Raw genomic sequence first — 11,703 nt, forward strand, 5'->3', positions numbered from 1 at the left:
GGGGCCCATGCCGCTCCGCCCTGAGGTCCGTCACCCATCACCGGTGCGTGGTCAGCTCTCGGATAGATTGAAACACCGTTCCATTCGAGGAGGCGTCATGGTGTCCCGTTCCTGGCTCTACGTCCCCGGCCACTCCCCCCGGATGCTCGACAAGGCCGCCGGCGTCGGAGCCGACGCGATCATCGCGGACCTGGAGGACGCGGTGCCGGCGGCGCAACGGCCGACCGCCCGTTCGGTGGTCGCCGACTGGCTCGACTCCGGCGCCACCGGCGACGCCGACGCCTGGGTCCGGGTCTCGCCGGACGCCCTCGAGGAGGATCTGAGGGCGGCGGTCCGTCCCGGCCTCACCGGCGTGGTGGTGGCGAAGGTGGACGGGCCGTCCCTGCTGACCCGCCTCGACGCCCTGCTCACCGCCCTGGAGAGCGAACGCGGGCTACCGGTCGGGCGGATCGCCGTCTCACCCCGGCTGGAGTCCGCGCGCGGGCTCCGGCGGATCGACGCCGTCGCCGCCGCACCCCGGGTGCTGCTGCTCGGCCTCGGCGAGGCGGACCTGAGCGCCGACCTGGGCCTGCGCCCCGGTCCGGACGGGTTGGAGCTGCTCCCGGCCCGGTTCGAGGCGGTCGTCGCCTCGGCCGCCGCCGGGCTGGCCGCGCCGGTCGGCCCGGCCACCGTGAACTACCGGGACACGGAGAAACTGCGAGCCGGCACCGAGGCCCTGCGCCGGCTCGGCTTCTCCGGGCGGACGGCGATCCACCCCAGCCAGGTGCCGGTGATCAACGAGGTCTTCACGCCGACGGCCGAGGAGGTGGCCGAGGCCGAGCGGATCATCGCCGCGTACGCCGACGGGGGCGGTGGGGCGGCGGCGGTGGACGGCACCGGAACGATGGTGGACGAGGCGGTGGCCCGTTCGGCCCGGGCGGTGCTGGTGCGCGCGCGCCGACAGTAACCATCAAGTCGTTCCGCTGGACGGATCACTGTTGCGCTGAGCGGTCCAACGGGCTTAGCCTGTGCCCACCGGCAAGGAGGTAGCCCCATGGCTCATGACCTGCTCATCGTCAATGCGCGGGCGGTACGCCCGGGCGACGACGAACCCGTACCAACATCCATCGCGGTCCGGTCGGGCCGGATCGCGGCCATCGGGCCGGACCTCTCCCCCGCCGACGCGCACGAGGTGGTCGACGCCGGCGGCCGACTGGCCTTCCCCGGTGCGGTCGACGGACACCAGCACTGGGGGATCTACAACCCGCTCGACGTCGACACCGCCAGCGAGTCGCGGGCGTCGGCGCAGGGCGGCGTGACCACCGGGCTGACCTACATGCGGACCGGGCAGTACTACCTGAACCGGGGCGGCAGCTACGCCGACTTCTTCCCCGAGGTGCTGCGCCTGGCCGAGGGTCGGGCCTTCGTCGACTACGCCTTCCACCTCGCCCCCATGCAGGCCGGCCACATCGACGAACTCGGCATGCTGGTCGACGAGTTCGGGGTCAGCTCGTTCAAGATCTTCATGTTCTACGGCTCGCACGGCCTGCACGGACGCTCCACCGACCAGTCGTCGTTCCTGATGACCCCGCCCGGTGAGCGGTACGACCTGGCGCACTTCGAGTTCGTCATGCGCGGCGTCCAGCGGATCCGGGAAGAGCGACCCGAGCTGGCCGACGGCATCAGCCTGTCGCTGCACTGCGAGACCGCCGAGATCATGGCGGCCTACTCGAAGCTGGTGGAGGAGGCCGGGGAGCTGACGGGGCTGGCCGCCTACAGCGCGTCCCGGCCGGCGCACTCGGAGGGGCTCGCGATCACCATCGCCTCCTACCTGGCCCACGAGACCGGCCTGCCGGCGATCAACCTGCTGCACCTGTCCGGTGAGAAGGCGATGGAGTCCGCGCTGCGGATGGCCGCCGCCTTCCCGCACGTGGACTTCCGCCGCGAGGTCACCATCGGGCACCTGATCGCCACCTACGACACCGCCGCCGGCCTCGGCGGCAAGGTGAACCCGCCGCTGCGTGCCGAGGCCGACCGGCAGGCGCTCTGGCGGGCGGTGCTCGCCGGACAGGTCGACTGGGTGGTCTCCGACCACGCCTGCTGCCGGGACGAGACGAAGTTCGGCACCGACCGGGACGACGTCTTCGTGGCGAAGTCCGGGTTCGGCGGGGCGGAGTACCTGCTCCCGGCCCTGATCACCGAGGGCCGGCGGCAGGGGCTGCCGTTGGGCCGGGTCGCCGAGCTGGTCTGCGCCAATCCGGCGAAGCGCTACGGGCTGTGGCCGCGCAAGGGGGACCTGGCGGTGGGCTTCGACGCGGACGTCGTCCTGGTCGACCCGGACCGCACCTGGACGGTGACGGCCGAGGCGAGCGAGTCCACCCAGGAGTACACCCCGTTCGAGGGGTTCGAGCTGACCGCCCGGGTGGACGACGTGTGGCTGCGCGGGCACCGCATCCTCCGCGACGGCGCGGTGGTCGGCACCCCGCGCGGCGAGTACCTGCGCCGCCCGGTCAGCCGCTAGGCCGCGCCCGCAACCGCGCCCCTCACCCGGCGGGTGAGGGGCGTGGTTGCGAGTCGGACTCGTACCGGCTCAGGCGGTGGCGTGCCGGCCGGCGAGGTAGCCGAGGCCGAGGGCGGCGAGCAGACCGTTGCCGGCCAGATACCCGTCCGCCCCGTGGCCGGAGATGCCGACCGCCGCGCCGCCGGCCGCGTACAGTCCCGGCACCGGCTGCCCGGCGCGCAACGCCCGGGCGTGCCGGTCCACCCGCAGGCCGCCCTGGGTGTGGAAGAGCGCCCCGGTGACCCGGACGGCCGCGTACGGCGCACGCAGCGGCGCACTCCAGGCGCTCCGACCGAACGCGTCGGACGCGGTCCCGGAGGCAGCCGCGTCGGCGTCGGCCAGGGTGGCCGCCAGCGCGTCGATCGGAGCGCCCACCACGGAGGCGAGCGCGTCGACGTCGTCGGCCCAGCGGACCGCCCCGGCGGCCACCACGTCCCGGTAGTCCTTGAACGCCCGGCAGGCGTCGTGGACACGCTCGTCGTAGACCACCCAGGCCCGGCCACCCGGACGGGACAGCACCGGTACGGCGTACTCGGAGTAGCCGACCGTCTCGTCTCCGAAGCGTCGCCCGGTGGCGTCCACGAGGAAGCCGCCGTGCATGACCGTCGCCCAGGTGAGCAGGATGGCGTCCGGTACGGCCAGCGAGCCGTGCCCCTGGTAGGCGTCGAGGTGGCCGGTGTCCAGGCCGAGCCGTTCGGCCAGCCGCAACGCGTCCCCGCGGGACGCCTCGCCGCCGTGGTAGACGCCGTGGGCGATCTCGGGCAGGTGGCGACGGACCAGCTCGGGGTCGGCGGCGAACCCGTTGGTGGCGAGCACCACCACCGGGCAGCTCAGGTCCTCCCGGGTGCCGTCGGGGCGTTCCAACACCGCGCCCCGGACCGCGCCGGTGTCGTCGGTCCGTACGTCGACCAGCCGGGCCGGCACGACCAGGTGCAGGTCGTCCCGGTCCGCGGCGGCGTCGAGCAGGGCGCGGTGCAGGGCCGCACCGGAGCGGTCGGGCACGGCGTGGCAGCGCAGCGCCGAGTGGCCCGGGTAGCGGAAGTCGGTGACCAGTTCGAGCGGGACCCCGCAGTCGTCGGCCAGCCAGTCGACCAGTTCCGGGGCGACCGAGGTGAGCGCGGCGGCCACCACCGGGTCGGCCCGGTCGTGGGTCTTGGCCCGGATGTCGGCGAGGAACCGACCGGGTGAGTCCTCGACGCCGGCCGCCCGCTGCCAGCGGCTGCCGGCGGCCGGGATCATCGAGGTACTCATCGCGGTGTTGCTGCCCTGCCGGAACGTCTCCCGGGCCTCGGCGAGGACGACGGTGCGGCCGGGCCGGGCGGCGGCGAGCGCGGCGGCCAGGCCGGCCGCGCCGGCGCCGGCGACCAGGGCGTCGCAGTCGGTCATGAGCCGGCCGTCCCTGGCGGGTCGTCGGGGTCGAGGCCGTAGAAGCGGGCCGCGTTGCGCCAGAGGATCTTCTCCCGGGCCGCGGTGTCCAGGAAGTCGGCGGTACGGATCCAGTTCGCGGCGCCACCGGGGTGGTCCCAGGCGAACGGATGGTCGGTGCCGATGGTGAGCTGGTCCACCCCGACACGCTCGATCACCAGTTCCAGCGCGCGCTCGTCGTGCACCAGCACGTCGTAGAAGAGGTTGCCGGCGGCGAGGTACTCACTGGGCGGGCGGGCCATCGTGCGCTGCGCCGGGGAGATCATGTGCCAGCGGTGGTCGAACCGGCCGAGCGAGTGGATCGCGATGCCGCCGCCGTGGGTGAAGCACATCCGGAAGTCGGGGTGCCGGTCCAGCAGCCCGGAGTGGATCACCGTCATCAGCCCGATGCTCGCCTCGACCGGCGCGGCGAATGAGCTCTCGAAGTAGTACCGGCCGAGCCGGTCACCCGCGCCGAGCTTGTCGAAGAACGCCGGGTGCACGTTGGCGGTCACCCCGGCCTCGGCCATCGCCTCCAGCACCGGCAGGATCTGCGGATCGTCGAGGTTGCGCCCGTTGACCGCCGGAGTGATCACGAAGTGCCGCAGCCCCAGCTCCGTCACGGCGTGGTCGAGCACGGCCAGCGCGGCGTCGCGGTCCTGGAGCGGCAGTTGCGCCAGCCCCCGGTAGGCGCCCGGGGCGGCGGCCTCCAGTTCGGCCAGCTCGGTGTTGAGTTCCCGGCAGAAGGCCGCGCCGCGGGCCGCGTCCAGGTGGTAGTTGAACAGGAACCCGGCCACCTGGACGGCCTCGAAGCCGATCCCCTGCTGCGCGGCGCGGGCGGCGAGCCGGGCCGTCGGGTCGGCCAGGTCCACCTCGGGTGGGGCGAAGGCCAGCACGGTACGCCCCAGCGCGAACGCCCGCCGGCCGTCGGCCTCGGTGACCGGCCGCCAGCCGTACCAGTCCCGCCCGGCCCGCCCGGCGGCGAGCAGCCCCCGGGGCCAGAAGTGGGTGTGCGTGTCGATGGCCGGAACCCCGGAGACGGCGTCTCCGGGGGCCGGAGCGGAGGCGGCGGTCATGCCACCTTCACGATCTTCCCGTCCTGGACCAGGATCTCCCCGTCCACCTCCACGGTCGGGGTGAGCAGCAGCAGGTCGACGTGGATAGGGGCCTTGACCGTCCCGCCGACCACACTGTTGCCGAGGGCGAAGTGGACGGTGCCGACCTGCTTCTTGTCCTCGGTGATGTTGCCGAGGAAGCGGGCCGCCGGGTTGGTGCCGATGGAGATCTCGCCGAGGTTGTCGCCGTTCTCCACTCCGTCGATCATGCGGCGTAGTTCGCCGGCCTGGTCACCGCCCTCGATCCGCACCGCGCGCCCCTGGTCGAAGTGGACCCGGATCGGTTCGCGCAGCTTGCCGAGCTGGTGCGCGGAACCGTCGGCGACCAGGACCCCCTGCCCGGTGCCGGTGGCCGGGGCGCTCCACGCCTCGCCGCTGGGGTAGCTGGAGATCTGGCCGGGCTCGCGGGCGAAGGACGCGCCCACTCCGCAGGTGACCCCCTCCAGGCTGGCGGTGAGGTCGGAGCCCTGCTGCGAGGTGACCCGGATCCGGGAGCCGGCGGTGATGGCGTCGGCCAGCGGTTTGGTGATCCGGTGGACCTCCTCGTAGTCGGCGATGCCCGCGCCGCCGATCAGCTCGGCCCGGGTCACCCCGGTCATCACGATCGCCCGCGCGCCCCGGTTGAGCGCCTGCTTGAGTTCGGGGGTGAAGCTCAGCGCGGTCGAGGTCGGCGAGATGATCACGTCCGCGCCGGCCAGCGCGGCGGCGACGATCCGGTTCGCCGGTTCGCCGGCCCGGGCGCGGGCGGGCTGCACCAGCAGGGTGCCCTCCGCCCCGGCCGCGGCGACCGCCGCGAGGAGCGCGTCGACGACCGCGTGGTCGGAGTTGTGGTCGGCGGCGACGGCGACCAGTTCCCCGGGCCGTACGGCCAGGGAGGTGTTGACGATGTTGTCGGCGGCCTTGGCGACCTGGATCGCGGCCCAGTCGGTCATCGATGGTCCTCTCGCAGCAGGGTGGCGCCGGCCTTGGTGGTCCAGCCGCGCTGGAAGCTGTACGCCTCGACGATCTCCAGGGGCTGGAAGCCGTCGAGGTCCTCGTTGATCACGTCGGTGAAGATCTCCACGCCGCCGGTGCCCTTCCAGGCGTCGATGGTGGTGGCCCGGTCCAGGTCGAGGGCGAAGAGCTGCCGCTGGTCGGGCACCTGCGGGCTGGGCGAGGGAATGTGCCGGTAGGTGTAGACGCGGTGCCCGTGCGAGGGCACCGCGTCGTCGTCGATCTTCTCGGTGAGCTGGATGTCCACGTTGAAGATCCGCCTACCGAACCGGTCCACGGTCCCCCGCATCCGGCTGCCGGGGCCGATCGGCCCGAACGCCGGGTTGGCCGGCTGGATCTTGGTCTTGTGGATGACGCCCTGCTTCTTGGCGAAGCCCATGAAGTGGCCGAAGACCACCGACCAGTCCTCGCTGACGTAGATGTAGGCGCTGAACCGGCCGGGCTGGCCCTGGTAGGTGCAGTAGAGGCCGAGGATGCCCTCCTGGTACTGCGACCACTGCGGTTCGGTCCAGGCCTGGTCGGGGTGGCTGTCGCTGACCTTGACCATGTCGGCGACGTAGGCGTAGGCCAGGGCGTCCGGGTGCAGGTCGAGGCCGTCGGGCAGGTAGGCGCGGGCCTTGTCCGGGTCGACCCGGTAGATCACCTGGATGGCGTCGGCGCTGATGTGGTGCGGGGGGTCGTCGACGAGCGCCGCCCGGCCGGACGGGGACAGGGGATTGCCGAACCCTCGAAGCGTGGCCATCACATTCCTTCCACTCAGCGAAACGCTGTTCCACAAAACGTAGGCGCGTCCGTCGAACTGTGTCAAGGGCCGGACGGACGCCGTGACCAGCGAATCCGCCGTTGGACGCGACGGGACGTCAGCCGGCGCCGCCGGCCGCCCGCCGGGCTCCGTCGAGGAAGAGGGTGGCGTTCTCCCGGACCACCATGTCCTTCTCCCGACTGGTCAGGAACGGCTGGTCGGCGATCCAGCGCACCGCTCCCACCTCGGGGATGTCCCCGCCGTACGGATGGTCGGTGCCGATCACCACCCGGTCCGGGCCGACCCGCTCGACAAGCAGTTGCAGGGCGCGCTCGTCGTGCACCAGGCAGTCGTAGTGGAATCGGCGCAGGTACCGGTCCGGCGCCTCGGCCAGCAGACCACTGTCCCGTCCCTGCAGATACCGCAGGTTGAGCCGGCCGATGCCGTACGGCAGCCAGCCGCCCCCGTGCGAGCAGCAGATCCGGGCGTCCGGGTGCCGGTCCAGCAGGCCCGAGTAGATCAGCGACGCCAACGCCAGCCCGGACTCGAGGGGCACGCCCACCGAGTTGTCGAACATGTGCCGGCAGGTGCGCTCGCGCCCGGCCCGGGTGTACCAGTTGGCGTGGATGACGATCGCCGCCCCGGCCGCGAGCACCTGGTCGAGGATGCCCACCACTTTCGGGTCGTCCAGGTTGGCGTCCTCGACGTTGGTGCCGATGCTGAACGCGTACAGGCCGAGGTCCTTGACGGCGTGGTCGAGCACCCGCAGTGACGCGTCGTGGTCCTGGAGCGGCAGCAGTCCGAGGCCGGTGAAGGTGCCGTCGGAGGCGGCCTGCGCGTCGGCCAGGTCCGCGTTGACGTCCCGGCAGTACGCCTCGGCCTCGGCGGCCGGGAGCTCGTACCCCCAGAGGAAGACCGGGACCATCGCCGCCTCGCGGACGATGCCCTCGGCGGCCCGGCGTTCCCGGCGGGCGGCCAGGTCGGTGGAGTAGAGGTCGACCGGGGCCGGGGCGTCCCGGTCCCCGGCCACGATCCGGGGGGTGGCGGCGGTGAGGTCGGCGTCCCAGGCGTGCCAGCGTCGGCCGGCCCGGACGGCCGACGCGAACTCCCGGGGCCACCAGTGACTGTGCAGATCCACGGCCTGACCAGGTCGATGCATGATGCGCACCCCTCTTGTTCCGGTTGATGAAACGGTGTTTCATAAAGTAGCGCAGCCGACGGGGGCGGGACAGGCCGACCGACTCAGGACGTGACACATGGATCTGACATACGGAAGCGACGTGATGGTGGCGCTGCTCCAGCGCCTCGGCATCCGGTACGTGGCAGCCAACCCCGGCGCCTCGTTCCGGGGCCTGCACGACTCCCTCACCACCAGCGGCAGCCCCGAGGTGATCTCGGCGCTGCACGAGGGCGTCGCCGTGGCCATCGCCCACGGCTACGCCAAGGCGTCCGGCGAGGTGATGGCCGCCGCCGTGCACAACCTGGTCGGCCTCCAGCAGGCCGTGATGGCCACCTTCAACGCGTACGCCGACCACGCGCCGGTGCTCCTGCTCGGCGGCTCCGGCCCGGCCGACCAGGCCCGCCGCCGCCCGTGGATCGACTGGGTGCACACCGCGAACCAGCAGGGCCAGGCCGTCCGGGACGTGGTCAAGTGGGACACCGAACCCACGTCCGTCGCCGCCCTGCCCGACCTGATGCTCCGCGCCCACCAGCTCGCCGTGGCCCAACCGCCCGGCCCCACCTACGTGGCCCTCGACGCGCTGATGCAGGAGTCCCCCGCACCCGCTGTCGACCTCGGCGACTGGGGGCCGGCGCCGCTCGCCCCGCCGACCGCCCCGCTGGACCGTCTCGAGGCCGTCGCCGACCTGCTCGTCGCCGCCGAGTCCCCGGTCGTCCTCGCCGACTTCGTCGGCCGGAGCCGGGCCGGCTTCGACGCGCTGCGCCGGCTCGCCGAGACCCTCGCCGTACCCGTGGTGGACCTCGGCAGCCGGCACAACTTCCCCACCGGACACTGGGCCGACTGCACCGCCGACCGGGCCGGCCGGCTCGCCGACGCCGACCTCGTCCTGGCGCTGGACTGCCGGGACGTCCGCTGGGCGACGTCCCAGGTGGACAACGACCGGCGTGGCTACCGGATGCTCACCCGACCCGGCACGAAACTCGCCGTGATCACCCTCAACGACCTGAAACACAACGGCTTCCTCGACCTGGAACCGCCGATCCGGGCCGACGAGTACCTGGTCGCCGACACCGCCGTCGCCCTGCCCGTCCTCGCCGACCTGGTCGCCGAGCGGGTCGCCCGCCGGGCCGGCGCCGTCGCCGCCCGACGCGAGTGGCTGACCGGCCACACCGCCGCGCTGCGCGCCGCCGAGGGTCCGCCGCCCGAGTCGCCGAACGGCGGGATCACCGAGGGCGTCCTCGCCGCCGCCACCTACGACGCGGTACGCGACGGTCCCTGGCAGATCGGCTTCACCATGTTCCGGGGCTGGCCCCGGCGCACCTGGGACCTGGTCGACTACAACTGCCACCTGGGCGGCTCCGGCGCCGGGGGCCTCGGCTTCGGCATCGGCGGTTCGATCGGCGCGGCGCTGCACCACCGCGACGACGACACCGTGGTGGTCGACCTGCAACCCGACGGCGACCTGCTCTACACCCCGCAGGCGCTCTGGACCGCCGCCCACCACCGGCTCCCGCTGCTGGTCGTGGTGGTCGACAACCGCAGCTACGGCGCGGACTGGCTGCACCAACGTCGGGTGGTGCAGACACGCGGCGGCGACCTGGACCGGGCCCGGCACGGCATGGACCTGACCGGGCCGGACGTCGACCACGCCGGGATGGCCCGCGCGCAGGGCGTCGAGGCGTTCACCGTGACCGACCGCGACGCCCTGGCGTCCACCCTCACCGAGGCGGTCAAGGGCGTCCGCGAAGGTCGTCCCGTCCTGGTCGACGTGGTCGTCGACCTGCCGGAGGTGTGATCCGATGCCGGTGCACGCCCCGGTCGGCTTCGCCGACGTCCTCGCCGCCGAACCGCCCGTGTACGCCGCCGGCGTCTGGGACGGGCTCAGCGCCACACTGGCCGCCGCGGCCGGTTTCCGCTGCCTCTTCGTCTCCGGTTTCGCCGTGGCCGCCTCGCTCGGCCTGCCCGACGCCGACCTCTACACCCGCGCCGACATGACCCGCGCGGTCGGCGTCGCCGCCCGGGCCGGCGGCCTGCCGGTCATCGCCGACCTGGACACCGGCTGGGGCAACGCGGTCAACGCGTACCACGCCGCCCGGGACTTCGAGCAGGCCGGCGCGGCGGCGCTGATGCTGGAGGACCAGATCTCCCCCAAGCCGGGGCCGCTGAGCGAACAGGCCGGGGTGAGTCTGGTGCCCCGGGCCGAGGCGGCGGCGAAGGTCCGCGCGTGCGTCGACGCCCGGGACCGGGCCGCCGTGGTCGCCCGGACCAACGCCGACACCGTCGACGAGGTGCTGCGGCGGGCCGAGGCGTACGCGGCGGCCGGGGCGGACGTGGTCTTCCCGATGCGCCACGACGAGACGTTCCCGTTCGAGGCGTGGGCCGCCACCCGGGACGCCTGCGGTCGACCACTGGCCGCCGCGGTCGCCCCCGGCAGTTGGCTGGAACGGGAACTCACCCCCGCCATCGCCCGGGAACTCGGCATCGCCGTGGTCATCTACGGTCTCCAGGGCCTGCTCGCCACCGCCCGCGCCCTCACTGCGGCGTACACCGACCTGCTCGGCCCGGAACCCGGCGTGGTCGCCGCCCGGGGCGTACCGCTGCGCGAGTTCACCCGGCTCATCGGCTACGACGAGGTCACCCGGCTCCGCGACCGCTACCTGGGCGCCGGCGGGGTCCCGCCCCGGCCGGGCAGCGCCGACGCCGGGCGGGGCGACACGTGACCGGGCCGGGCGACACCGGCCGCACCGTCCTGGCCGCCGCGCACGCGCTGATCGCCCCGCTGACCGAGGCACAGGTCGACGCGATCCGTGCCGCCGCCGCACCCGACCCGGTGGTGGTCGCCCGGGACCCCGCCACCGTGCTGCGGCACGCCCCCGGCGCGGCCGTCCTCTTCGGTGACATCCGGCCCGAGGCCCTCGACGCCGCGCCGAACCTGCGCTGGGTGCAGTCGGTCGGCGCCGGCGTGGACCGGATCGCCGCCCACCTCGCCGGCCGGGACGTCCGCCTGGTCTCCGCCAAGGGCGGGATCGTCGGCGCGCACCTGGCCGAGCACGCGTTCGCGCTGCTGCTCGCGCTCACCCGGGGCGTGGCGACGGTGCTGCGCGCGCCCGACTGGACCGACGCGTACCGGATCGCGGTGCGGGCCGCCCAGTGGGAGTTCACCGACCGGACCATGCTGGTGGTCGGCCTCGGCGGGGCCGGCCGGGCGGTGGCCCGGCGGGCCCGGGGCTTCGAGTTCGCGCGGATCGTCGCGGTCGAGCCGGAATCCGTCGCGCCCGGCCCCGACGTGGACCTGCTGGTCACCCCGGACCGGCTGGACGAGGTGCTGCCCACCGCCGACGTGGTGGTGCTCACCGCGCCGCTCACCCCGGCCACCCGCCACCTGCTCAACGCCACCCGGATCGCCGCGATGAGACCCGGCGCGATACTGGTCAACGTCAGCCGGGGCGACCTGGTCGACGAGTCGGCGCTGCGCGCCGCGCTCACCGACGGACGGCTCGGCGGGGCCGGGCTGGACGTGGTGGCCCGGGAGCCGCTCGCCGCCGACGACCCGCTGTGGCGACTGCCCAACGTGGTGGTCACCCCGCACATCGCCGGCGGGTCGCCGCGCCGGGCCGAACGGGTGGTCGACCAGTTCTGCGCGAACCTGCGTCGCTGGCACGCCGGCGAACCCCTGCTCGGTGAGTTCGACCGCAGCCGGGGCTATTGAGATCTCCGCACCCTGCCCGCG

The 11,703-nt window shown here is 73.7% G+C and carries 10 protein-coding genes; 5 read left to right on the forward strand and 5 right to left on the reverse strand.

What is annotated here, in order from left to right; translation table 11 throughout:
- The first annotated feature begins 97 nt into the window (after positions 1–97).
- Together ACH495_RS28075 and ACH495_RS28080 are read left to right on the forward strand one after the other, a co-directional pair.
- Entirely contained in the window at positions 98–946 is an 849-nt protein-coding gene (locus ACH495_RS28075; protein WP_396860715.1) for an HpcH/HpaI aldolase/citrate lyase family protein, read from the forward strand.
- A gap of 87 nt (positions 947–1,033) precedes the next feature.
- Positions 1,034–2,500: a dihydroorotase family protein gene (locus ACH495_RS28080; protein ID WP_396860716.1), complete on the forward strand. Its 1,467-nt coding sequence runs from the start codon at positions 1,034–1,036 to the stop codon at positions 2,498–2,500.
- 69 nt (positions 2,501–2,569) lie between these two features.
- Here ACH495_RS28080 and ACH495_RS28085 read toward each other — a convergent pair whose 3' ends face one another.
- From ACH495_RS28085 to ACH495_RS28105, 5 genes are all read right to left on the reverse strand, one after another.
- On the reverse strand, positions 2,570–3,925 hold the full coding sequence (locus ACH495_RS28085) for an FAD-binding protein (RefSeq protein WP_396860717.1): 1,356 nt from the start codon (positions 3,923–3,925) through the stop codon (positions 2,570–2,572).
- Positions 3,922–5,019 carry an amidohydrolase family protein gene (locus tag ACH495_RS28090; RefSeq protein ID WP_396860718.1) on the reverse strand — a complete coding sequence of 366 codons (1,098 nt, stop codon included), beginning with the start codon at positions 5,017–5,019 and terminating at the stop codon, positions 3,922–3,924. The genes ACH495_RS28085 and ACH495_RS28090 overlap by 4 nt, the downstream gene beginning before the upstream one ends.
- Entirely contained in the window at positions 5,016–5,990 is a 975-nt protein-coding gene (locus ACH495_RS28095) for an aminopeptidase (RefSeq protein ID WP_396860719.1), read from the reverse strand. The genes ACH495_RS28090 and ACH495_RS28095 overlap by 4 nt, the downstream gene beginning before the upstream one ends.
- Positions 5,987–6,793, reverse strand: a complete 807-nt coding sequence (locus tag ACH495_RS28100) for an acetoacetate decarboxylase family protein (RefSeq protein ID WP_396860720.1) — start codon at positions 6,791–6,793, stop codon at positions 5,987–5,989. The genes ACH495_RS28095 and ACH495_RS28100 overlap by 4 nt, the downstream gene beginning before the upstream one ends.
- 118 nt (positions 6,794–6,911) lie before the next feature.
- Positions 6,912–7,952 (reverse strand): amidohydrolase family protein, encoded by a 1,041-nt coding sequence (locus tag ACH495_RS28105; RefSeq protein ID WP_396860721.1) that lies wholly within the window; start codon positions 7,950–7,952, stop codon positions 6,912–6,914.
- Between the two features lie 97 nt (positions 7,953–8,049).
- Between ACH495_RS28105 and ACH495_RS28110 the strand changes: the two genes are divergently transcribed.
- Genes ACH495_RS28110 through ACH495_RS28120 form a run of 3 tightly spaced genes read left to right on the forward strand, consistent with a single transcriptional unit; the run spans position 8,050 to position 11,682 of the window.
- The gene (locus ACH495_RS28110) at positions 8,050–9,768 is read left to right on the forward strand and encodes a thiamine pyrophosphate-binding protein (protein WP_396860722.1); all 1,719 of its coding nucleotides are present in this window, start codon (positions 8,050–8,052) and stop codon (positions 9,766–9,768) included.
- A 4-nt stretch (positions 9,769–9,772) separates the two neighbouring features.
- Positions 9,773–10,693, forward strand: a complete 921-nt coding sequence (locus tag ACH495_RS28115) for an isocitrate lyase/PEP mutase family protein (RefSeq protein WP_396860723.1) — start codon at positions 9,773–9,775, stop codon at positions 10,691–10,693.
- On the forward strand, positions 10,690–11,682 hold the full coding sequence (locus ACH495_RS28120; RefSeq protein ID WP_396860724.1) for a D-2-hydroxyacid dehydrogenase: 993 nt from the start codon (positions 10,690–10,692) through the stop codon (positions 11,680–11,682). The genes ACH495_RS28115 and ACH495_RS28120 overlap by 4 nt, the downstream gene beginning before the upstream one ends.
- The last annotated feature ends 21 nt before the right edge of the window (positions 11,683–11,703 follow it).

The sequence above is a fragment of the Micromonospora sp. NPDC018662 genome (assembly GCF_044391475.1).
In the GTDB taxonomy this organism is placed as follows: domain Bacteria; phylum Actinomycetota; class Actinomycetes; order Mycobacteriales; family Micromonosporaceae; genus Micromonospora.